Annotated in this window: 20 protein-coding genes; 7 read left to right on the top strand and 13 right to left on the bottom strand. The window is 62.6% G+C overall.

Features of this window, described 5'->3' with window-relative positions; all coding sequences use genetic code 11:
- Window positions 1-142: 142 nt before the first annotated feature.
- From FSY59_RS21480 to FSY59_RS21465, 4 genes are all read right to left on the bottom strand, one after another.
- The gene (locus FSY59_RS21480) at window positions 143-790 is read right to left on the bottom strand and encodes a GntR family transcriptional regulator (protein ID WP_003053771.1); all 648 of its coding nucleotides are present in this window, start codon (window positions 788-790) and stop codon (window positions 143-145) included.
- A gap of 145 nt (window positions 791-935) precedes the next feature.
- Entirely contained in the window at window positions 936-1,682 is a 747-nt protein-coding gene (locus FSY59_RS21475; protein WP_019042191.1) for an aspartate/glutamate racemase family protein, read from the bottom strand.
- Window positions 1,683-1,697: 15 nt separating this feature from the next.
- Complete coding sequence (gene hydA / locus FSY59_RS21470) at window positions 1,698-3,131, bottom strand: dihydropyrimidinase (RefSeq protein ID WP_148729638.1); 1,434 nt, start codon at window positions 3,129-3,131, stop codon at window positions 1,698-1,700.
- 159 nt (window positions 3,132-3,290) lie between these two features.
- Complete coding sequence (locus FSY59_RS21465) at window positions 3,291-4,595, bottom strand: MFS transporter (protein ID WP_003053774.1); 1,305 nt, start codon at window positions 4,593-4,595, stop codon at window positions 3,291-3,293.
- 273 nt (window positions 4,596-4,868) lie between these two features.
- Here FSY59_RS21465 and FSY59_RS21460 point away from each other — a divergent pair, with 273 nt between their 5' ends.
- Both FSY59_RS21460 and FSY59_RS21455 read left to right on the top strand, forming a co-directional pair.
- Window positions 4,869-5,600 carry an aspartate/glutamate racemase family protein gene (locus FSY59_RS21460; protein ID WP_003053777.1) on the top strand — a complete coding sequence of 244 codons (732 nt, stop codon included), beginning with the start codon at window positions 4,869-4,871 and terminating at the stop codon, window positions 5,598-5,600.
- A gap of 131 nt (window positions 5,601-5,731) precedes the next feature.
- On the top strand, window positions 5,732-6,580 hold the full coding sequence (locus tag FSY59_RS21455) for a fumarylacetoacetate hydrolase family protein (RefSeq protein ID WP_148729637.1): 849 nt from the start codon (window positions 5,732-5,734) through the stop codon (window positions 6,578-6,580).
- Between the two features lie 81 nt (window positions 6,581-6,661).
- Here the strand turns inward: FSY59_RS21455 and FSY59_RS21450 are convergent, their stop codons facing one another.
- Together FSY59_RS21450 and FSY59_RS21445 are read right to left on the bottom strand one after the other, a co-directional pair.
- Complete coding sequence (locus tag FSY59_RS21450; RefSeq protein ID WP_050874144.1) at window positions 6,662-7,195, bottom strand: GAF domain-containing protein; 534 nt, start codon at window positions 7,193-7,195, stop codon at window positions 6,662-6,664.
- An 84-nt stretch (window positions 7,196-7,279) separates the two neighbouring features.
- Complete coding sequence (locus tag FSY59_RS21445) at window positions 7,280-7,534, bottom strand: helix-turn-helix transcriptional regulator (protein ID WP_003053782.1); 255 nt, start codon at window positions 7,532-7,534, stop codon at window positions 7,280-7,282.
- A 168-nt stretch (window positions 7,535-7,702) separates the two neighbouring features.
- Between FSY59_RS21445 and cls the strand changes: the two genes are divergently transcribed.
- Together cls and FSY59_RS21435 are read left to right on the top strand one after the other, a co-directional pair.
- The gene (cls, locus tag FSY59_RS21440; RefSeq protein ID WP_003053784.1) at window positions 7,703-9,142 is read left to right on the top strand and encodes a cardiolipin synthase; all 1,440 of its coding nucleotides are present in this window, start codon (window positions 7,703-7,705) and stop codon (window positions 9,140-9,142) included.
- On the top strand, window positions 9,142-9,987 hold the full coding sequence (locus FSY59_RS21435) for an NAD-dependent protein deacetylase (RefSeq protein WP_148729636.1): 846 nt from the start codon (window positions 9,142-9,144) through the stop codon (window positions 9,985-9,987). Before cls ends, FSY59_RS21435 begins: the two co-directional genes overlap by 1 nt.
- 17 nt (window positions 9,988-10,004) lie before the next feature.
- On the opposite strand, the gene rtcA is transcribed toward FSY59_RS21435, so the two are convergent.
- The 4 genes from rtcA to FSY59_RS21415 all read right to left on the bottom strand — a co-directional run bounded on the left by rtcA (window position 10,005) and on the right by FSY59_RS21415 (window position 15,483).
- A complete protein-coding gene (rtcA, locus tag FSY59_RS21430) occupies window positions 10,005-11,042 on the bottom strand; it encodes an RNA 3'-terminal phosphate cyclase (RefSeq protein ID WP_148729635.1) in 1,038 nt (345 codons plus the stop codon).
- A 4-nt stretch (window positions 11,043-11,046) separates the two neighbouring features.
- Window positions 11,047-11,925 (bottom strand): nucleotidyltransferase domain-containing protein, encoded by an 879-nt coding sequence (locus FSY59_RS21425; protein WP_029158316.1) that lies wholly within the window; start codon window positions 11,923-11,925, stop codon window positions 11,047-11,049.
- A gap of 53 nt (window positions 11,926-11,978) precedes the next feature.
- Window positions 11,979-13,205: an RtcB family protein gene (locus tag FSY59_RS21420; protein WP_148729634.1), complete on the bottom strand. Its 1,227-nt coding sequence runs from the start codon at window positions 13,203-13,205 to the stop codon at window positions 11,979-11,981.
- A 700-nt stretch (window positions 13,206-13,905) separates the two neighbouring features.
- Window positions 13,906-15,483, bottom strand: coding sequence for an RNA-binding protein (locus tag FSY59_RS21415; protein WP_148729633.1), 1,578 nt, complete (start codon window positions 15,481-15,483; stop codon window positions 13,906-13,908).
- A 202-nt stretch (window positions 15,484-15,685) separates the two neighbouring features.
- Between FSY59_RS21415 and rtcR the strand changes: the two genes are divergently transcribed.
- Both rtcR and sbcB read left to right on the top strand, forming a co-directional pair.
- A complete protein-coding gene (gene rtcR / locus FSY59_RS21410; RefSeq protein ID WP_148729632.1) occupies window positions 15,686-17,296 on the top strand; it encodes an RNA repair transcriptional activator RtcR in 1,611 nt (536 codons plus the stop codon).
- A gap of 102 nt (window positions 17,297-17,398) precedes the next feature.
- Entirely contained in the window at window positions 17,399-18,838 is a 1,440-nt protein-coding gene (gene sbcB, locus FSY59_RS21405; RefSeq protein WP_019042179.1) for an exodeoxyribonuclease I, read from the top strand.
- Window positions 18,839-18,874: 36 nt separating this feature from the next.
- On the opposite strand, the gene FSY59_RS21400 is transcribed toward sbcB, so the two are convergent.
- Window positions 18,875-19,897: an ABC transporter substrate-binding protein gene (locus FSY59_RS21400; RefSeq protein ID WP_003053799.1), complete on the bottom strand. Its 1,023-nt coding sequence runs from the start codon at window positions 19,895-19,897 to the stop codon at window positions 18,875-18,877.
- A gap of 320 nt (window positions 19,898-20,217) precedes the next feature.
- Here FSY59_RS21400 and FSY59_RS21395 point away from each other — a divergent pair, with 320 nt between their 5' ends.
- Window positions 20,218-20,871 (top strand): flavin reductase family protein, encoded by a 654-nt coding sequence (locus FSY59_RS21395; RefSeq protein ID WP_019042177.1) that lies wholly within the window; start codon window positions 20,218-20,220, stop codon window positions 20,869-20,871.
- 6 nt (window positions 20,872-20,877) lie between these two features.
- Here FSY59_RS21395 and FSY59_RS21390 read toward each other — a convergent pair whose 3' ends face one another.
- Together FSY59_RS21390 and FSY59_RS21385 are read right to left on the bottom strand one after the other, a co-directional pair.
- A complete protein-coding gene (locus FSY59_RS21390) occupies window positions 20,878-21,495 on the bottom strand; it encodes an N-methyl-D-aspartate receptor NMDAR2C subunit (RefSeq protein WP_148729631.1) in 618 nt (205 codons plus the stop codon).
- Between the two features lie 62 nt (window positions 21,496-21,557).
- Window positions 21,558-22,787, bottom strand: a complete 1,230-nt coding sequence (locus FSY59_RS21385) for a nucleoside recognition domain-containing protein (protein WP_019042175.1) — start codon at window positions 22,785-22,787, stop codon at window positions 21,558-21,560.
- Window positions 22,788-22,789 lie beyond the last annotated feature (2 nt).

Below are 22,789 nucleotides of genomic sequence, written 5' to 3'. Positions count from 1 at the left end.
GCCTCTGGAGAAAGTGATGGCGATCAGCCGTGGATGCTAATGCGGGCGCCTCTGCCCGGATAGCTGCCAGCCATCTCCAGTCGAGAAGGGCGTATCGACCACTTTGATGGCTCCCGTTGCCGTATCGCGACGCCGGCTGTGATCAGAGGTCGCCCAGTATCTGTTCCAGATCGGCGTCGTCGGCATCGGCCTCCAGGCGCAGGCTGCCCTGTATGTGATCCAGATGGCTGAGCATCAGCTGTTCTGCCAGCTCGCCATTGCCCGCGACAATGGCATCGACCACGGCTTCGTGCTCGTCCACCAGGCAGCAGGTGTTGACTGCCGACTCATACAGCGAGATCGTCAGGCAGGTCAGCGTGGACAGTTCGCGCATGCTGCGCAGAAGCGCGGAGTTGCCGGCCAGCTCCGCCAGCAGCACATGAAACTCGCCGGACAGCCGCACCGTGGCTCGCTTGTCGGAGTTGGCGCGAGCATCGCGCTCCTGCTTCAGATGGGCCTGCAGACGACGGATCTTGCCATTGTCCATGTGCAGGACGAGGCGGCGCACAATGCCCGGCTCTATCAGCCGGCGTGCTTCGAAGACGTCCAGTGCCTGTTCGATGCTGGGTTTGGCGACAAAGGCTCCGCGTTGCGGGAACAGCTCCACCATCTGGTCGCGTGCCATGCGGGCCAGCACCTCGCGTACGCGAGCCCGGCTGGTGTTGAAGATATTGGCCAGCCGGTCTTCGCCGAGTTTGGTTCCCGGCAACAGGCGATGCTCATGGATGGCTGTGGCAATGCGGGCGGCCATTTCATCCACGGTAATTTCGGATCGAGATGTATTGCTTCGATTGTTCACTTTTGTAGTGCTTTTTGTCGACATGCTGCTGAATTCTAGTGTCACACAGCATGCCGGCTTGCATCATCTCGATGGAGGTTATCCCGCAGCCGCGTGTTCAGGGTAGCTGGCTAAAGAGCTGGGTGAGGCCCGGGGGAAGATTCCTGAACTCCTTGCGCGGCGGCTTGGCAAAGCTGCCGGCGCGTGCCGCTGCGGGTGCCAGCGAGACCAGGCTTTGCGCGTGGTTGACGGCGCTGGAGACGCCATCGACGGCCGGCACCGGCAAGCGCTGCTTGATGGAGCGTGCCAGGCCGGCCAGCGGTGCGCCGGCAATGATCAGGACGTCGGCGCCATCTTCGCTGACCGCTGCTTCGCACAAGGCCTGCAGGCGTGCTGCATGATCGTCCTGTACGCTGGCAATGTCCCGCAGAGGCTCGTCCAGGCAGCGAATGCTGGCCAGCCGGTCCATGAGTCCGTTGCGCTCGACCATGTCTCGGTACCAGGCGGTGATGCGCCTGGAGATGGCAATGATGGAAAAGCGCTTGCCCAGCATGCATGCGCTCATGAGCGCGGACTCGGTCATGCCCAGCACGGGAATGTCCAGGGCCTCGCGCAGGCCTTCGAGACCGGGGTCGCCAAAGGCCGCCAGGATGACGGCGTCATGCCGCGCGGCATGGGTGGCTGCCAGCTCGGCCACCGCGTAGGCGGCAATCATGGCCTCGAAGCGCGTCTCTATATAGGCCACACCCATGGGGGCGGTCAGCATGGTGATTTCCGTACCCGGAGCAGCGGCCAGCCTGGCCTCTTTCTCTATCAAGCAAGTGACGCTCTCGGAGATATTGGGATTGATGATCAGCAGTTTCATGGTGTGTGCTCCGGTTCAGAAGCGGGGTGCGGGTCGCTTGGGCAGCAAGGTGGGGGCGCCACGCTGCAGGAATCGTCCCTGGCCGGCTCTGGCCTGGAATCTCTCGCCATCCCAGACGATCTGGCCGCCCGACAGGGTCAGGCAGGGCCAGGCCTTGAGCAGTTGGCCTTCGTAGGGAGTATGGTCCACGTTGTGATGCAGGTCGCGGTTGCGGATGGTGCGCTCGCCCTCCTGCCAGACGACCAGGTCGGCATCGGCACCTATGGCGATGCTGCCCTTGCGCGGGTGCAACCCATAGACCTTGGCCGGGTTGGTGGAGGTCAGCTCCACGAAGCGGTTGAGTGTCATGCGTCCCGCCAGCACGCCATGGGTGTAGAGCAGGGACAGGCGGGTCTCGATGCCCGGGATGCCGTTTGGAATATGGCTGAAGGACACTTCCTGGCCACCCGGCTTTTTGCCTTCCGGGGCGTCGTAGTTGAATGGCGCATGGTCGGATGAGAATACGGTGAAGAGCCCGTCGTTGAGACCGTTCCAGATGACCTCCTGGTTGGCCTTGTCGCGTGGCGGCGGGCTGCATATGCACTTTGCGCCTTGGTAGCTGTCGTCCAGGCCCAGGTCTTCTGCGCTCAGGAACAGGTATTGAGGGCAGGTCTCGGCCATGATGTTCATGCCATGGGAGCGTGCCCAGCGGATCTGCTCGACGGCCTCGCGGCCCGAGACATGGACGATGAGGATAGGCACATCGGCCAGCTCCGAGAGTGCGATGGCGCGGTGCGTGGCCTCGCGCTCCACCAGCATGGGGCGAGAGACCGCGTGGTAGCGAGGGGCGGTGCGGCCGCTGGCTTCCAGGCGCTTGGTCAGCCATTGGATGCAGTCGGCATTCTCGGCATGGATCATGGCCGTGGCATCGTATTTGCGGGCCACGTCCAGGACATCGAGAATCTGACCGTCATCGAGCTTCAGATCGTCATAGGTCATGTAGATCTTGAAGGAGGTATAGCCTTCCCGAATCAGCGCGGGCAGCTCGTTTGCCAGCACTTCGGGCGTGGGGTCGCTGACGATCATGTGAAAGCCGTAGTCCACATAGGCCTTGCCTTCTGCGCGGCGGTGGTAATCGGCCACGGCAGCGCGCAAGGACTGGCCTTTGGCCTGGGCGGCGAAGGGAATGATCGTGGTGGTGCCGCCGCAGGCCGCCGCACGGGTGCCGCTTTCGAAGTCGTCTGCCATGCGCACCGGCGGCTCCATGGGCTGATCCAGGTGGCAGTGGGCGTCGATGCCGCCCGGCGTGACGATCCGGCCTTGAGCGTCGTATTCGTGAGCGCCGGCGGGCAACTGCTTGCCCAACTGGGCGATCTTGCCGTTGCGGATACCGATGTCGGCTTCAAAGATGTCACTGGCAGTCGCGACTTGTGCATTGCGCACCACGATATCGAATTCGCAGGGGTTCATGTTCGGGATCGGTTTTACGGTGAGTGTGAGAGGCCAGTCGCAGCTGGCATGACTGTGGCGAGGTTTGCAGAACGATGAGGTGTCATCGCTTCCAGCGAGGGGGCGCCTGGTGCCGGGCGGGCAGGAGCGTGCCGCTCCTGCCGTCTTCGGGTCCCAGGTCTACACGGGTACTTTCTTGCTGTAGTCGATTAGCAGGGCCGAGCAGATGAACAAGCCCAGGCCTGCGCCGGTGAACATCATCAGCGCCATGAAGTAGGAGCCTGTGGCCTGCACGATCAGCCCCACGATGATGGGCACGCCGATGCCGGCGCAATTGCCGCCGAGGTTCATGACGCCGCCCAGAAAGCCGACGCGATTGCGGGTGCCGATCAGGGACGGGATGCACCAGAACAGGCCGCACCAGCGCAGGAAGAACAGGGTGATCGACAGCAGGATGACGACCGTGACGGGGTCGGTGATCTGCGAGACGCCATAGATGGCGATGGTGGCGATGATGGATGCAATGCCGAACAGGGTGCGCAGCACGGTGGCCTGGTTGCCACCTTTCTCACGCCATTTGTCGGCGATCCAGCCGCCGATCATTTCTCCCACGAAGCCGGAGAAGAACATGGCGAAAAGCGCACCGCCCATGGCCTTGATGTCCATGCCGTGCACCTTGGACAGGTAGGTGGGCATCCAGGTCAGCAGGCCGTAAAAGAGTGCGTTGAAGCACATCCAGCCAAAGAACATGCCCCATACCGAGCGGTACTTGAAGAAGTCCAGCAGCTTGCCCTTGCTGGTTCCGGCGTCGGCCCTGGCATCTTCGGCATGTGCTGCTTCGATGTGACGGGCTTCGGCCTCGTTCACACCGGAATGCTCGCGAGGGTGGTTGCGGATATAGGACCAGGCAAAGTAGCCCGCGATCATGGTGCCGACGCCGGCGACCACGAAGGAGATGCGCCAGGAGCCGAAGAAGGCGATCAGGCCCGCAATGATGATGGCTCCCAGGGCGGCTCCCAGCGGTGCGCCACCGTCAAGCAGCGTGGCGCCGCGGCCGCGCTCGTTCTGGGACATCCAGATGCCGTTGAGCTTGCCTCCGGCCGGGTAGATGGGGGCTTCGGCGGCTCCCAGCCCCAGGCGTGTCAGCAGCAGAGAGAACCAGCCCGTGGTGAAGGCGGCGATGGTTTGAAACAGACCCCAGCCCAGGGTGGCGCCGGCGATGACGGAGCGTGGGCCGTATTTGTCGGCAAGCATGCCTCCCGGGATCTGCATGAAGGCATAGGTCCAGAAAAACGAACTCAGCAGCAAACCCTGCATGGCAGGACTCAGATCGAATTCCTTGGCAATCATCGGCATGGCCACCGATAGGGAAGCTCGGTCGATGTAGTTGATCGAGATGAGGAACAACATCATCAGGAAGATCTTCCATCGGACTTTGGTCGGAGCCTGCGTGTGCTCCGCTGCGGCTGTGGTCGGGATATGCATCTTCGGGGTCACTCCATCCAGGGTTGGTTGATGTGATGAAAATTTAAATGTCGACAATGTTGTAAACAATATAGAAAACACCTATGTGACTAAATTCGCTTTGAAATATCTGCATTTCCGCAGTGCTACAGACGAATTGGAATGTATTTTCTGGCAACTTTGAGAATTGATGCTTTTATTGTTGTTGACAGTATTGTTGACGTTTTGTGGTGGACTGAGAACAATGTGATCTGGCTGCCGAGACGGCCAGCCCTTCACGGAGAAACACAAGAGATGACTGCAACCAAGACATGCCTGGGCGTGCTGACGCCTTCTTCGAATACGGCGCTGGAGCCTCTGACCAGTGCGCTGGCCGCCAGCGCGGGTCGATGCTCGGCACATTTTTCGCGCTTCACGGTGACGGAGATTTCGTTGGCGCAGGCCGCGCTCAATCAGTTTGATGACAGCAAGATTCTTGCGGCCGCAGAGCTGTTGGCGGATGCCAAAGTGGATGTGATCGGCTGGAGTGGTACCGCTGCTGGCTGGCGCGGCTTTGAATGCGATCGGCAGCTATGCGAGCGCATCGAGCAGCGTACGGGCATCAAGGCAACGACGGCCATCCTGGCGCTCAATGAGCTGATGCAAAAGCTTTCCGTCAAAAAGCTGGCCATCGTGAGCCCCTATACCGCGGATGTGCAGCAATGTATCGTCAACAATTACCGCGCAGCCGGCGTGGAAACCACGGCTCATCGGCATCTGAACATTTCGGTCAATCACCGCTTTGCGCTCGTGGAGCCGGAGCAGTTGCTGGGGCTGATCGAAGAGGTGATCGAGGAGGGCGCCCCCGATGCGGTGGTGACTTACTGCACCAATCTGCATGCAGCGCAGTTGGCGGATCAGGTGGAGCGGCGCTGGAATGTGCCGCTGCTCGATACGGTCAGCACCACGGTGTGGGGGATGCTGCGTGCGGCAGGACGCAGTCCGGCAGATATCAAGGGATGGGGGCGCTTGTTTGAAGTGGCGTGACAGCCGGTGGCTCAAGCAAGGGCTGCCGGCAGGCTGTGGTGAAAGACGAGTCGGGGATGGCGGCGCTTGGTGAAGAAAGACCCGGGCTTGCGCCGTGCGCCCGAAAGTGATGTCCGAGGAATGGAGAGACTATGAAACTGGTTCGATTTGGAGCTGCCGGAGAGGAAAAGCCCGGTCTGCTGGATGCGCAAGGGGTGTTGCGCGATGCTTCGAGCTGGGTGGCCGACTGGCGCGGCGCCGAGCTGCAGCCTGAAAAGCTGGCGCTATGGCGCGACCGACAAGCGGAGGAGCTGCCGGCCGTGTCAGGAGCCCCCCGACTGGGCTGCCCGGTGGCGCAGGTAGGCAAGATCGTCTGCGTGGGCTTGAATTATGCAGACCATGCGGCAGAGGCCGGGGCCGCGCCACCGGCCGAGCCGGTGCTGTTCATGAAGGCGGTCACGGCCATCAGCGGGCCCAATGACGACATACAGATCGTGCCGGCGGCGACCAAGGTGGACTGGGAGGTGGAGCTGGGTGTGGTCATCGGCAGCCGCGCCACGCGGGTGAGCGAGCAGGCCGCGCTGGGGCATGTGGCCGGCTATGTGCTGGGCAACGATGTGTCCGAGCGTGCCTGGCAGATGGAGCGCGGCGGCACCTGGGACAAGGGCAAGAGCCATGACAGTTTTGCGCCCCTGGGGCCCTGGCTGCTGACGGCCGACGAGGTGGCCGATCCGCACTGCATTGCGCTGTGGCTGGAAGTGAACGGCCAGCGCATGCAAAGCGGCAATACCCGCAATTTCATCTTTGGCGTGCCCAAGGTCATCAGCTATATCAGCCAGTTCATGACCCTGGAGCCGGGCGATGTGATTCTTACCGGCACGCCTGCAGGCGTGGGTCTGGGGCAAAAGCCGCAGCCTGTCTTTCTCAAGCCCGGCGACGTGGTGCGGCTGGGTGCCGACGGACTGGGCGAGCAGCGTCAGGTCTGCGTGGCCGTGAGCTGAGCTGCATTCCTTCCGGAGAGCTGGCTTTCAGAGCTTTCCTGGAGAAACCGGAGCGGAAGGCGCGCGCCTTTCTTTGGCCCGCTACGGATGCTGGGCCTGCTTGATGTCGATTCGCCTGGCCGTGATCTTGGCCACGCATTCGAGCTTTTGCAGATCCTTGGCTGTCAGGCTTTCATCGGCGGCCTGACTGAAGCAGCACAGTGTGCCGTAGACCTTGCCGCTGGCCAGCACGATAGGTGTGCTCAGATGGGCACCTACGCGAAAAGGCGTTGCCGGCAGCTTGGAAAAGGCCGGATGGGTGGCAGCGTCATGGACCAGGCCGGGCAGAACGCCGTCGAGCACGCACTGGCAAAACGACTCTTCCAGAGGGCCGCCGCCGCCGGTGGCAATCAATTCCTTGCCGGGGGCAGTATCGACATGCTGGAACATGCGTTGGCCGTTGCGGATCTCGGAGACAAAAATCACCTCCATATGCAGGTGCTGGCGCAGCTCCTGCAGGACCAGGCGCACGTTTTCATCGACCAGTTCGTCGCTTTGATCTGCCGTGGCCAGCAATAATTCGCTGACCTGTACCTCCAGTGCCTCGGGTGCGTAGTCCCAGTTGTGAATCGCCATCTCTCAAACCTCTGCATATCGCGCAAAAACTCGGCCCATTTTGGCCGAGCCAACAGGGTTCTCAAGTTAACAATACGTAAGACTTCAAAGTGAATCCTGGCCGGCTTGAGTCTGGATGAGCGCCAGCACCTGGGCATGCAGCTCGGCGGGCACGGCGATCAGCTCCATATTCAGCACACGGGCCATTTCCTGCAGGGTGGAAAAGCGCGGGTCGACATCGCCGGTTTCCGTGCGTTGCACTGCCATGCGCGACAGACCGGCGCGTTCGGCCAGATCGGCCTGGGTGATGCGGGCGGCCTTGCGGGCCTGGGCCAAAGTCGTGATGAGTTCGGAAGTCATGCGTATCAATATACTCTTTGTAGCGCGGTGCAAAAGCGTGGCGCCTGCTGGAGGGTGTTTCCCCGGGGCAGGCCGGGCGCCGCAGTCTGCCACGCCACTGCCATACTGCGAGGGCATGGTGGCGATGGTTCACGGAACAACAGGAGTGCGCAATTGGACTGGATAGCAATGCAGCTGAGCCACGAGAGCGTCAAGCTCTGGCTGTCCGTGGGCTGGTCGCTGTATGTCATCGTGGTGGGCATCTGGATCTTGCTGCAGCGCAGCCAGCCGATTGCCACACTGAGCTGGCTGCTGTCCATGGCAGCGCTGCCCGTGGTGGGTCTGCTGGTCTATTACTACTTCGGCCCGCAACGCATGAAGCGCCAGCGCATCAAGCGGCTGCGCTCGCGAAAGCGCTCGCGTGTGCGCAACAGCATGCAAAAGCTCCGGGAGCGCATTCCGGCCCAGCAGGAGCGCCTGCGCCAGGTGGCGCGGCTGGTCGGCATGACCAGCGACTTCCCGGTAAGCACGGCCACCTCCATGCAGTTGCTGGTGGGCGGAGCCGCGACCTTTGATGCGATTGCGGAGGCTGTCAGCGCCGCACGTCACCATGTTCATCTGGAGTACTACATCTACGAGCCCGATCAGACCGGCACGGCCCTGCGTGATTTGCTGATCGATAAAGCACGTGCAGGTGTGCAGGTGCGTCTGCTGGTGGATGCTCTGGGCTCCAAGAAGCTGGGGCGCAAATTTCTGGAGCCGCTGCTGCAGGCCGGGGCCGAGGTGCTGCGCTTTCACGACGCCAAGATAGGGCGGCGGCTGCGGCCTGTGGTCAATTTCCGCACCCACCGCAAGATTCTGGTCTGCGATGGCAAGGTGGGCTTTACCGGCGGCGTGAACGTCACCGATGAAGAGAACGAGCGCATCTGCGACGATGCCTATCACGACGTGCATCTCCGGGTCGAAGGCTCCGTTGTCAACTGGCTGCAGACGGTGTTTCTCGAGGACTGGACCTACACCCGCAGCGATGATCCGTACCGCCTGCCCGACGATCTCGATGACCTGCTGCCCGACTGCGAAGACGGCCCCATCCCCATGCAGGTCGTGACCTCGGGGCCTGACGACCAGCTGGACGCCATCTACCGTGCCTATCTGGCGGCCATCAATGCAGCCCAGCAGCGCATCTTGCTGACCACACCGTATTTTGTGCCGACCGAAGGCGCACTGACGGCTCTCACCAATGCCGCGCTGCGCGGTGTGGAGGTCCGCATCCTCGTGCCCAAGAAGTCGGATTCGCTATTGGTGACGGCCGCTGCGCGCTCCTATTTTGACGAGCTGATTCGCTGCGGTGTGCATATCTATGAATATGCGGCCAGCATGTTGCACTCCAAGACGCTGGCGGTCGATGACAATATGGCCATGATTGGCACGGCCAATTTTGACTATCGCAGCTTTTTCCTCAATTACGAGGTCTGCGTGATCGGCTATGGGCCGGAGCTCAATCAGGCCATCGCTGCCCAGTTCGAGGCCGACCTGGGCCAGGCTCGAATGGTGCAATATCGCAGCGAGAAAGGTCTGCGGCGACGGTTGTTCGGCTCCATGGCCCGGCTGACATCGCCGCTGCTGTAATGCGTGAAACCGTGAATCATTGTGTGGACGCTCTGGCGCTGTGGCGCCTGCAGGACTGGCTGCATGCGCATCCGCGCGTGGTGGTCATTGGTGGTGCCGGCTGCAGCACCGAAGTCGGCATTCCCGACTACCGTGACCGCAACGGGCAGTGGAAACGTCCGCAGCCCGTGACCTATCAGGCCTTCATGGGCGATGCGCTGGTGCGTCAGCGGTACTGGGCGCGATCCATGCTGGGCTGGCGCGTGATGGGCCAGGCGCGGCCCGGTGCCGCCCATCAGGCGCTGGCGCGGCTGGAGCAGCAAGGCCGGCTGGAGTTGCTGATTACCCAGAACGTCGATGGCCTGCATGATGCGGCCGGCAGCCTGAACACCGTGGACCTGCACGGTCGCATCGACACTGTGCGCTGCATGGACTGCGGCAAGCGCTCTGCCCGCGCCGATCTGCAAGTGCGGCTGCTGGCGCTGAACCCCGCCTGGGCCGAACTGTATGCGGCTCCTGCCCCTGATGGCGATGCCGATCTGCAAGGGCAGGACTTCAGCCGCTTTGCCGTGCCGGCGTGCCCGCATTGCGGCACGGGCCTGATCAAGCCCGATGTGGTGTTCTTCGGTGAAACCGTGCCGCGTGAGCGTGTGCAGGCCTGCATGGCTGCCGTCGCCAGGGCCGATGCACTGCTGATCGCCGGCTCTTCGTTGATGGTGTATTCGGGCTACCGCTTTGTGCTGGCAGCGCATGCGCAGGGCAAGTCCGTCGTCGCCATCAATCAGGGGGTGACGCGAGCCGATGCCTTGCTGGATTTCAAGCTCGAGGCCGATGTGGGGCAGGTCTTGACGAGCCTGAGCCTCTAGCCGCTCCTGCAAGGGGATCAGCCCGGGGCGATCCGCACCTGATGGGCATGCGCCCCGGGCTCCGTCGTGATCCGCACAGGCAGAAAGCGCTGAATCACCGCGAAGTTGCTCAATGCGTGGGGCGTCAGCTCCGTGCAGCTGTAGCTGGCGGGCTGGTCGCGCAAATGCACGGCCAGCGCCAGCGGCAGCACCCACTGGTCAGCCAGGTGCGGGCCCAGAGCGCCATCGCTGCTTTGGTAGCGGCGCATTTGCTGTGCCAGCTGGGTGGCCACGGCTTCGGCGGTTACGCCTTTTTCGCCGAATTCGGTAAAGACCTCGGTCACCTGCTCGTGCACCAGCGTGCCCAGCAGCGCATTGCCAGGGCCCTCGTTCTGGCGCACGCCGGCTTGGCGCAGCTGCCCGGGCTGCCAGGCCATGAGGGTGGCCAGCTTGTTGAGCTCGCGCCGGGCAATCGACGAAGGAAGGGCCGGGGCCAGGCAGTCCGCATACGCCTCAAGTGCGCTGCCTCGTTCGTTAAGGTCAAAAGGAGTCAGCACCTCTCTGGCGCCGCCGATCACGGCCTCGAACTCGCCGCCTCCGGCAGGGTAGAAGCCGTGGCGCTGCAGGCTCAGTTGCACAGGCGCACCAAGGCGGCGCAGCAGCGGTGCATAGCTGCGCTCCAGAAAATGAAAGGGCGGAGCCATGGGGTTGTGCGTGCCGCCCCTGAGCTGGACACGGCTGTCGCCAGCGGCCAGCATCAGCGCGGGCCACACGGTCTGCAGCACCAGGGTGCAGCTGCCGGCCGAGCCCACATTGAACGTATAGCTGCCGCAGCGCACGGTGCCGGGCGTGAAGTGCAGTGTTTGCGAATGCAGCGCTGCACCTTCCACCCGGGCGCTGCTGATTTCGGTGGCTGCGTGAACGCAGGTCAGGTGCTGGCGCATCAGCCCGGGCTTGGAGCGGCCCGCACGGATCCGGGTCAAGGCAAAAGCCTGGCCCGTGCACATGGACAGGGCCAAGGCGCTGCGCAGTATCTGGCCGCCGCCTTCACCCTGGGAGCCGTCGATTTCTATCATGGTTCTATTCCTCTTGTTCTTGATTTTTTCTTAATGATTGGGTGTTGAAGTGCGTTACGGCCTCCAGCAAAAACGCATCGGCGGCTTGCACCGTTTCGGCGCTCAATGGCTTGGCCTGCGGCGCATATTGCTCGGCCAGGGCCAGCTCGGTCCGCAGAAAAGCCTGTATGCGAGGCCAGGGTGCGCTGGTAGCCGCTTCGCCGGCGCGCATCTTGACCGTCAGCAAGGCATTGAGTTCGCTGAGCAGCTCGGCATCATGCAGCAGCGCCGTCGCGAGCTCGGCAAAGCGCATCGGCGGCACGCCGCCGATCTCGCGTATCCAGCGTGCGGCCAGCAGGGGGCGCAGCGCGTAAAAGTATTTTTTGTACTTCACGAGCTCGCTGTCCGGGCGCAAGTGGTTCTTCATGGTCTTGCGCGCCATGGACAGATAGTGGTGATAGCCGCGCACGGGCGAAAAGCTCTGCAGCGCCAGCTCGTGCAGGCGCTTGACCCAGGCGGTCTCGCTGCAATAGACCACGGGCGAGCGCAGCCACTCCAGCAGCACCGGGTTGGACGCCTGCATCAGCTGCAGCGCCTTGCGCAGTTCCCAGCCGCTCACGTCCAGCTCGGCGCTCACAGGAAGCTCGATCACATCGCGGCCGGCGCGGGTGCGCAGATACCAGGGCAGGCGTGGCACATAGACAAAGCGCACGTCATAGTCGCTGTCGGGCGAAGCAAAGCCCCAGCCGCGGCTGCCTGATTCGCAGGCAAACAGCACCTTCACATCGTGTTCGCGCTCGAGTGCCTTGAGCTGGGCTAGCACGGCACTGCGCATGGCGCCGGATATCGGGTGCGCGCTCAGCACGCTCTCTTGGGGTTTGAATGCTTGTTCAACGGTTTGCATGATGGTTCTCGTTCTTTTACCGGCAGCGAGAACCCATGCTCCCGCTGCATTTGCTAACCCTTGACGCAGATCACCTGCTTGAGGATATGGACCACTTCCACCAGGTCTTTCTGGGCGGCCATGACGGCGTCGATGTCCTTGTAGGCCATGGGGATCTCGTCGATCACGCCCTCGTCCTTGCGGCATTCCACGCCTTCGGTGGCCTTGATCTGGTCAGCCACCGAGTACAGCTTCTTGGCCTTGGTGCGGCTCATTACGCGGCCCGCGCCGTGGCTGCAGCTTTCAAAGCTCTCGGGGTTGCCCAGGCCGCGCACGATATAGCTGCGCGCGCCCATGCTGCCGGGGATGATGCCCATCTCGCCGCGCCTGGCGCTCACGGCACCCTTGCGGGTGACGAACACATCCTCGCCAAAGTGGTGTTCCTTTTGCACATAGTTGTGGTGGCAGTTCACGGCCTCCACATGGGCCTCGAAAGGCTTGGCAATCACCTGGCGCACGGTGGCGATCAGGTTGGCCATCATCACCTCGCGGTTGCTCATGGCGAACTTCTGCGCCCACGAAACTGCGCGCACATAGTCGCCAAAGTAGCGGGCTCCTTCTTCAAGGTAGGCCAGGTCCCGGTCGGGCAGATTGCGCTGATGCAGCTCGGCGTCTTTTCTGGCCAGCTCGATGAAATGGTTGCCGATGGCATTGCCCACGCCACGTGAGCCCGAGTGCAGCATGAACCAGACAAAGCCCACCTCGTCCAGGCACACTTCCACAAAGTGATTGCCGCTACCCAGAGTTCCCAGGTGCTTGCGGTTATTGGTCTTTTCCAGGCGCGGGTGCAGCTCGCACAGCGCGTCGAACTCGTCGGCCAGCGTGGCCCATTTCTGGTCCACCAGATCGGGAGGGTTCTCCCAGGCACCAGGGTCGCGGCCACGGCTTTTGGGTGCCGAGCCATGGGGCACGGCTTTTTCAATGGCCGAGCGCAGCGTGGTCAGGCTGTCGGGCAGGTCTTCGGCGCGCAGCGTGGTCTTGGCGGCCATCATGCCGCAGCCGATATCCACGCCGACGGCTGCGGGGATGATGGCCTTGACGGTGGGAATCACCGAGCCGATGGTGGCACCAATGCCCAGGTGCACATCGGGCATGGCGGCAATATGTTTGAAGACAATGGGCAGGCGAGCGGCGTTGGCCAGCTGTTGCCGGGCCTCGGCTTCCACGGGAACGCCCTTGGTCCACATCTTGACGGGCACGCCGCCGGCGACTTCCAGCAGTTGGTAATTCTGTTCGGACATCTTGATTTCCTTTAGGACTTGCGCAAACAGGAAGGCAACAGCTGACTGCCGACTGAGGCAGTCGTCTTGCCTGAACCCGTTTTGCGCAAGTCGTTTCCTTGTTGTTCCTGTCATGGATGACGGCCCTGCAGCGACAAGGGGTGGTGAAACATCGTGCTCTACCAGGCTGAGCTACAACAGCTTTGCAACTGCTGGCGGGATTCGAACCCGCGACCACGAGATTAAAAGTCTGTAGTTCCACCGGCATTCGCTACAAGGCAGCCAAACCGATAATTCATTTGGACTCACGCTTGCGCAAGTCGCGTTCAAAAAAAGGCGGCGCGACCAGAGAAGCAAGACATAGCCGTGACCGGTTTCCCGGCTTGGGAGTCGAACCCGTGGCAACCGATGTAGTCCTGCTGGCATTCGCGCCAAACGCAAACCATGGTGATGAATGTCTGGCTGCGACAAGGGTTGGGTGAAACATAACCCGTGCTGTACCTTTGGCTACCGCTCGTTGATCTTCCGATCCGACGAGGCGGGCAGGAATCGAACCTGCAATCCGGGCACCCATGTAGTTCCACCGGCATTCGCAGCCAGTCATTCAAACCGCTTAACTTCATTCAGGACATCCGCCGCAGGCGACAAGGGGGTGGTGAGACGGGACAGTTTGGAGATGTAGTCCCACCAGCATTCGCCAGCAACAGATGATCACTTCAAATCACTGAGGTTCGAGAGCGATCTTCTCGATCTCGCCCACCCAGTGCTCGGCACCAAGCCTGCCTTCGGCAAAACTTGTCACCACATCGAATACCGCATCGCTGAAGCCGCCGACATTCAGAATGTCGTCACGCTCCATGGCCTGCGTCGTGCCATAGGGCTGGATGTCTATGCAGACCAGCCGGGCAGCGGGGTTGCGCTGCTTGATGCGCTCCCACTGCCGCATGGTCTCGGTAGCACCGCGGCGCACGCCATCGACCCAGGACTCGTTGTCCGAGACCATGATCACCATATCCACCCGGGCCTTTTCATCGGCCAGCTGCTTCAGTGGCGCGCTGCAGTTGGTGCCGCCGCCGCCGATCTTTGCCAGCCTGGTCGCATTGGTCATCACCGAGTCGCGGCCGTTGAGCTCCAGCTTCACCACCTTCTGCTCGAAGGGCAGCACGCGGGCCGTCCTGTTCTTGCGCAGCACGGCGGCGGCCATCAGGCCGGCCACATCGATGCAGCGCACCGCCGAGGTGGCTCCGGCGCGATAACCCGTCACAGGGCTGTGCATGGAGCCCGATACATCGGGGCAGACCACCACCGCTCCTGCAAAGCAGGGCACGTTGGCAATCGCATGCTCCATGGCATCCTGCAGCGCATCGCGCACCTGGGCCGGTACCTGCTCGCCGGCAGCCTGGTAGGCCGACAGCAGCTGGTAGGGCATGGCGCGGGCCCTGGCCACGGCGCCGGCATCCGCCAGCTTGCGGGCAATCAGCGCCGCCATCCCCTGGATCTCGAACACGCCATGGCGTGCAAAGGTGTTCAGGTTCTGGCGCACCATCTGCCATGAGCCGTTGCGGGCGATCTGCGCCCATTGCTGGGCGTTCAGCTCCAGCGCGGTCAGCATCTGAAACGGCATATCAGGCAGCTCGGCACTCAACAGGCCCTGGGCCGCATCGCGCTTGAAGCGCTCGAAGGCCTGGGTGATGGGCGGCAGCGCTGCCTCATCAAAAGGCTTGCCGATCAACCAGGCAAACCATGCGGAACGCCAGGCCTCCCGGGGCTTGGGGTGGACCATCTTCACCACGTCGGCCAGCGAAGGGGTATTGCCCACGGCAGCGCTGAGCAACTGCTTCTCGCTCGCGTTCAGCAGCCAGTTCTGCACCAGCTTCTTGGGTGCCGAGCCCAGGGACTTGCGACCCATGGCGCCGCTGCGCACGATCTGCACAAAGTTGCGCAGCATCTTGCCGTTGTCGATCACGCGGCCGAACACCTGGCTCAGCAGCGCGGTATCCCAGACAGCCAGCGCGGCAGCCAAGGTAGCTGGCATGTCCTTCATATAGCCGCGTTGACGGGCGTAGATGGCCGTCTGGGCTGTAAAACGCGTGTCCACTTCAAGCACCAGATTGCCCAGCTGCTCCAGCTGATCCTGACCGTTGGCATAGAAAGTCTGGCTCAGGCAGCCGGTCACGGCCATCTGGGCCAGCTGGTGGCGGGGGCTGAAGGCATAGGCTGCGGCGCCTTCCTGATTGATCGTGTTGGCAGCTGCAGTCAGTGCACCGCGGCTGGTTTGAAACAATTGCGTGTTGACCATTCTTCTTCTCCTGTTTGCATTCAACTTGCAGATGCTTTGGTTATTGCAAGCGGTGTGCCAACTTCTCGAAGATCAAGTGATTAAATTCCAAGTCATTGAATTGATTGAGTAAATTCCATATTCATCGCTCTGGGTGGCAGTTGAGAGGGATGAGGTATTGAAAGATTATTAGAATCAAAGATAGATATTTATCTGGAAAGATATGTCCAAAAAGAATGTGGTGATTGGCTTCATGGGCACGCAGCTCGATTCAGGGCAGGGAGCGGGGCGCTGGAACAAGTGGCGGCCCACGGTGTCTCTGACCCAGCATGAGGACCAGGTGATAGACCGGCTGGAGCTGCTGTACTCCAGCCGCTACGACAAGCTGGCGCAGACCCTGGTGCAGGACATTGCCAATGTCTCACCCGAAACCCGGGTCAATCTGGTGGAGTCCGAAGTCCGGGACCCCTGGGACTTTGGCGAGATGTATGCCGCGCTTTACGACTGGGCGCGCAATTACCGCTTTGATACCGAGCGCGAGAATTACTGGGTGCACATCACCACGGGCACCCATGTGGCCCAGATCTGCATGTTCCTGCTGGTGGAGTCGCGCCAGATACCGGGCGTGCTGCTGCAGACCTCGCCACCGCGCAAGCAGCAGGCGGGCTCGCCGGGCAGCATGATCCTGATCGATCTGGACCTCACGCGCTACGAAGCCCTGGCCCAGCGCTTCCATCAGGCCCAGACCGAGGCGCTGGACTTCCTCAAGAACGGCATTGCCACGCGCAACCCGCAGTTCAACCAGTTGATCGAGGAGATAGAGCGCGTGGCGATTCGTTCGCGCGCACCGATTCTTTTCACCGGGCCCACGGGTGCGGGCAAGTCGCATCTGGCGCGGCGCATCTTCGAGCTCAAGAAATCGCGCCACCAGGTGGCCGGCGAGTTTGTCGAGGTCAACTGCGCCACCTTGCGTGGCGACGGCGCGGCCTCCACCTTGTTCGGCCACAGAAAGGGAGCGTTCACCGGGGCGGCGGCAGACCGTGCCGGCCTGCTGCGCACGGCGCATGAAGGCGTGCTGTTTCTCGACGAGATCGGCGAGCTCGGTCTGGACGAGCAGGCCATGCTGCTCAAGGCCGTGGAGGAAAAGCGCTTTTTCCCCATGGGCAGCGACAAGGAGGTCAGCAGCGACTTCCAGCTCATCGCTGGCACCCATCGCGATCTGCGCGTCGATGTGGCCGAGGGGCGCTTTCGCGAAGACCTGTTTGCGCGTATCAATCTCTGGTCCTATACCTTGCCGGGTCTGGCCCAGCGGCCCGAGGATCTGGAGCCCAATATCGACCATCTGCTGTTGCGCGCCGTGGCCGAGACCGGCAGCTCCGTGCGCTTCAATGCCGAGGCCAGGGCGCTGTATCTGCAGTTCGCCAAGTCTGCCCAGGCTCTCTGGAGCGGCAACTTCCGCGACCTTGCGGCCAGCATCACGCGACTGGCCACGCTGGCCGACAGCGGCCGCATCACCACCGCGCAGGTGCAGGCCGAGATCAAGCGCCTGGACTGGCTGTGGCAGCATGCGCAAAACCATGTCCTGCCCAAGGCCGAGGTGGATCTGGGCGACTATCTGTCCGAAGACGCCATCGCCCAGATCGATCTGTTTGACCGTTTGCAGCTGCAGTCCGTGATTGCCGTGTGCCGCGCCTCCACCACGCTGTCCGATGCGGGGCGCAAGCTGTTTGACCAGTCACGCCAGCAGAAGGTCGTGGTCAACGATGCAGACCGGCTGCGCAAATTTCTGCACAAATTTGGTTTGAATTGGGAGCAGTTCAAACAATCATATTGATAGCTGCCTACGCTTTATCCATAAGGGGTAAAGGCCAAAAATGCTTTAAGTTGATAGGGCTGAGTCGTAAGCTGTGCCGGTTCGCAGGCATACTTCGGGCCCATGGCTCATACCTTCTTCTGGCACGACTACGAAACCTTTGGCGCTCAGCCGCGCTATGACCGTCCCGCGCAGTTTGCGGGCATACGCACGGATGACCAGCTCAATGAAATCGGCGAGCCCGTGATGTGGTATTGCCAGCCGGCCAATGACTATCTGCCCGACCCGCAATCCTGCCTGATCACGGGCATCACGCCCCAGCGTGCACTGCAGGAAGGCGTTGCCGAGCATGAGTTTGCAGCGCTGATAGAGGCCGAGCTGGCCCAGGCCGGTACGGTGGGCGTGGGCTACAACACGATTCGGTTCGACGACGAGATCACGCGCTTCATGTTCTGGCGCAATCTTACCGACCCTTATGCGCGTGAGTGGCAGAACGGCTGCGGCCGCTGGGATTTGCTGGATGTGGTGCGCATGGTCTATGCGCTGCGTCCCGACGGCATTCAGTGGCCGACCAAGGAGGACGGCACGCCCAGCTTCAAACTCGAGGACCTGGCCCGCGCCAATGGTCTGCTGCACGAGCAGGCACACGATGCGCTGAGCGATGTGCGCGCCACGATTGCCCTGGCCCGGCTGATCCGCGAAAAGCAGCCGCGCCTGTTTGACTTTGCCTTTGGCCTGCATAAAAAGGATGGTGCTCTGCGTGAGATGGGCCTGCCTGCCACGCAGGAGCACGCGCGCCCCTTTCTGCATGTGACCGGCATGATCAGCCCCGCGCGCGGCTGCCTGGCCGTGATGTGGCCGCTGGCTACCCACCCCACCAACAAGAACGAAGTCATCTGCTGGGATCTGGCGGCCGACCCGACCGAGCTTTCGGGCATCAGCATCGAGGAGCTGCGCCTGCGTCTGTTCACGCGTCAGGCCGAGCTACCCGAGGGCGTGAGCCGTCTGCCCATCAAGAGCATCCACGTCAACAAGTCGCCCATGGTGGTGGGCAGCCTCAAGACCCTGAGCCCGGCCATGGCCGAAAAATGGGGCGTGGACATGGAGCTGGCGATGCGGCATGCGGCGATGGCCCGCGACCTGCCCGATATGAGCGCGCAATGGAAGGCCGTCTTCACGCGCGAGGCGGGTGAGCCGCTGGACGCCGACCAGGATCTGTATGGCGGCTTTGTAGGCAACGAGGACCGCCGCCGTCTGGAGCGCATCAAGCGCCTCTCGCCTCAGGAGCTGGCGCTGGACAAGACCGGCTTTGATGACGCGCGCCTGACCGAGCTGGTCTGGCGCTACCGTGCGCGCAACTTCCCGCAGACGCTTGATGCCGGCGAGCAGCAGCGCTGGGAGCAGCACCGTGCTGCCTGCCTGATCGAAGGCCAGGGCGGGGCACGCACGGCCGAGCAGATGTTCGCCATGATCGACAGCCTGTCCGAAGCCGCCGACGAGCGCGCCGAGGAGATTCTGGGCGAGCTCTACGACTATGCCGACGCCATGGTGCCCGAGGCCTGAGGCCTCGGCGGTGGCGCTCGCTGACTCTATGCAGGCCTAGCGTTTGGGCAGGATGTCCAGCTCTGCTGCGGTGGGCAGGAAGCTGCCGTTCCATACGGCGTTGGCCGGCACCGGGTTCTTGGTGGCATAGGCCTTGGCGACCTGCTCGGCCATCCTGGCCAGGCGCTCGGTGCGCAACTGGCCAAAGCCTTCTTCACGTGCGCCCTTGCTGTCGATGGCGGTCTCGATCGTCAGCTTCAGGCGTTTGACTTCCTGTGGCACGTTGACCAGTCCGTCCTTGGCTTTCATGGATGCAATGGCGGCTTCGGGATTGGCAATCCCTTCCCTGGCACCCCGCGCAAAGGCCTTGAGGAAGGCACGCACCGCTTCCGGCTTTTCGGCAATCAGCCTGGGGCTGGCGATGATCACATTGCCGTAGAGCTGAACGCCGTGCGTGGCGTAGGGCAGGACCACCACATCCTCGCGCTTGATGCCGCGGGCCTCCAGATTGAGCAAGCTGGTGAAGGTATAGCCGGTGACGGCATCCAGGTCGCCGCGCGCCAGCATGGTTTCTCGCAGCTGCGGCTCCATGGTGCTCCATTGCACCTCGCCCACGCCATTGGCCTGGGCGAAGATGGGGAAGGTGCGGCGGCCAGCGTCAAAGATGGGGGCTCCCATTTTCTTGCCCGTCAGGTCGGCGGCCTTGGTGATGCCCGACTTCCTGAGTGCCATCACCGAGGCCGGCGTGGTGTTGTAGATCACCATGATCGCCACGGGCTTGATGGGCGCGTCGGGGTTGTTGGCGTGGAATTCCATCAGTGCGGCGAGGTCGGCAAAGCCCAGATCATGGGTGCCTGAGGCCACGCGCTGGATGGCGCCTGCGCCGCTGGCGGCCTCCACATTCACATCCAGACCGGCCTGTTTGAAATAGCCTTTTTGCTCGGGATGGACGAACAGGGCTGCAGGTCCTTCGAAGCGCCAGTCCAGCTGGAACTTGAGCGGCGTGTCCGCTGCCTGGGCAGTGCCCCAGCTCAGGGCTGCAGCGACCGTGGCGGCCTGAAGAAAGGTTCGTTTGCGCATATGACTCCTTGGTTTATCGATGGCGAAGGGACTGCTGCCTGTGCGCAAGATCGATGCCAATGTGTATACAAAGCGTGAACCGCTGGAGAGGGCACTGCGACGGTGCGTCCCGGACCTGCATGTCCGGCTCTGGTGCATGGGGCGCCAGCGATGGTGCGTGGCCGTGCGCAGATCGAGCGCGGGTCAGCTGGAGGCGTCCGGCATGAATATTGCACTCCTGTACAGCTTCAGGGCTGCTGCTGATTGCGCAGCCTGCTATCGAATCCATACCAGATCCGCCGCCAGGGCGAGAACGGCCGCAAGGGCCGGGAGAGACTGCAATGACCGAAATTGACTTTGCGCAACTGGACACCTATGCCCGCTACAAGCTGATGGCCAGCCTGATCGTGCCGCGCCCGATCGCACTCGTGACCACGCTGGGTGTCGATGGCACGGTGAACGCGGCGCCTTTCAGCATGTTCAACATGATGGGCGAGGACCCGCCGGTGGTCATGCTCAGCGTCAACAAGCGCCAGGATATGGCGCAGAAGGATACGGCCACCAATATCCTGCGCACGGGCGAGTTCGTGGTGCACATCACCGACGAGGCCATGGCCGCCGCCATGCATCGCTGCGGCGACAGCCTGCCGCCCGAGCACAGCGAGCTGCAGCACACCGGCCTGACAGCGACCCCGTCGCAGAGCGTGCAGCCGCCGCGCATTGCCCAGGCGCCAGTGGCCTTTGAATGCGTGTTGCACGAGACGCTGGAGACCGAGAGCCGCTATGTCTTTATCGGCCGCGTTCAATGGCTGGCCGTGCGCGAAGGGCTGGTGGACACCGAGAAATGGCGGGTGCGTCTGCAGGAGTTCTTCCCCGTGGGGCGTTTCGGGGCCAGCTTCTACGTCAACTGCCGCGACCGCTTTGCCGTCGAGGCCCATGAGGGCAGGGCGCCTGCGCTGAGCGCCACGGCCAGCACGGTCATTGACGAGATGTAGACCTGTTCAGGTGATCCGCCGCAGATTGCTGCGGGCCCGGGCCTCCAGCAGTTGCCGAAAGTGCGGTGTGGCATAGATGAAGGCCTGATCCAGAAAGCCGCGCAGCACCTGCTTGCGCTTGAAGCCATAGACCAGCGGCGGCACCCAGGCATATTCGGCGGCGACCTGGCGGTCGTACTCGGCAAAACGTACAGGGTCGGCACCCAGAATCGCCAGATCGATATCGACCAGCAACCTGGCATCGGCCTGCGTGGGTGTGGCGGTGTGGCAGGTCGCCATGATCAGCTCATGCACCCGGCGCCAGCAGGCCTCAGGCGCGCCACTGTCCTGCAGTGCCTGAGCTGCCCAGTCGGCGCTGCGCAGCTCGTTGTCGCTGGCCTTGATGTCGTAGACGGCATCGTGAAACCAGAGTGCCACAGCCACTTCGCCGGGCCGCTGCGCCTGTGCCCAGACGCAGTCGAGTTGGCCCAGGCATTCGGCCAGATGCTGCTGGGTGTGATAGTGGCGCTGGGGTTCGGCCCAGGCCGCGAGCAGGCGTTGCAGCAGATCTGCGGGCGGCGTCAGCCTCAGGGCCTGCCATGTGCGCTGCCAGGAGGTCTGGAACAGGGAAGCTGCGGTGTCCATGGCATTGCTCTTTCCGGTTGACTTGATGAAAAATGGCTTGCAACGACCGCCAGTTCAGGGATTCATCCAAAAAACTGATAGCAAACCACGATGGCTGCGACCACGCCGGCCAGCTCGGCCACCAGCGCGCAGGGCACGGCATGGCGCGCGCGCTGAATGCCCACGGCTCCAAAGTACACGGCCAGCACATAGAACGTGGTTTCGGTGCTGCCCTGAATCGTGGCTGCAGCCAGAGCCGCAAAACTGTCCACGCCCTGGCTTTGCATGGTCTCGATCAGCATGGCGCGCGCTGCGCTGCCGGAAAAGGGCTTGACCAGCGCCGTGGGCAGGGCATCGACAAAGCGGGCATCCATGCCCAGAACGTCCACCGTCCAGCGGATGGCCGACAGCGCATATTCCAGTGCCCCCGAGGCGCGAAACACGCCAACGGCGCAAAGCATGGCAACCAGATAGGGCAGCAGGTTCTTGGCTACATCAAAGCCCTCCTTGGCGCCCTCGATAAAGCTGTCGTACACGGCCACCTTGCGCAATGCGCCCAGACCCACGAACAGCACGATCAGCGCAAACAGCGTGAGATTGCCCATGAGCGCGGAAAGCTGGGCCAGCGCCGCCGCGCTGAGCGTGGCCAGAAAGGCCATGAAGGCTGCCAGCGCCAGCCCCACCGGCAGCAGATAGGCCAGCACCACGGGGCTGAAGAGAGGCAGCCGCTGCACGAGTGCGACGCTGAGCAGGCCCACCAGCGTGGAGGCGGAAGTGGCCAGCAGAATCGGCAGGAAGACCAGCGTCGGATCGGCCGCGCCCTGCTGCATGCGGTACATGAAGATGGTGACCGGCAGCAGCGTCAGCGACGAGGCATTGAGCACGAGAAACAGAATCTGCGCGTTGGTCGCGCTGTCGGGCTGGGGGTTCAACTCCTGCAGCGCGCGCATGGCCTTGAGCCCCATGGGCGTGGCCGCATTGTCCAGCCCCAGGCCGTTGGCGGCAAAGTTCAGCGTGATCAGACCGAGCGCGGGGTGGCCGCGCGGTACCTCGGGCATGAGCTTGGCAAACAGCGGGCCCAGCATTTTTGCCAGCCATTCGACCACACCCGCCTTTTCTGCGATGCGCAGAAAGCCCAGCCACAGCGTGAGCGTGCCAAACAGCAGCACCATCACTTCGACCGACAGCCTGGCCATGGCAAACAGGGCCTGCACCATGGCCGAAAACACCTGGGCCTGACCGCCGAGCAGCCATTGCGCGAGCGCCGCCACGGCGGCCACCAAGAAAAAACCGAGCCACAAGGCATTGAGCATAT

Origin of the sequence: Comamonas sp. Z3, from assembly GCF_008121565.1 — a bacterium.
GTDB classification, from domain to species: Bacteria; Pseudomonadota; Gammaproteobacteria; order Burkholderiales; family Burkholderiaceae_C; genus Comamonas; species Comamonas brasiliensis.
Note: the sequence above shows the minus strand (reverse complement) of the source record. Positions and strands in the feature narration are given on the sequence as shown.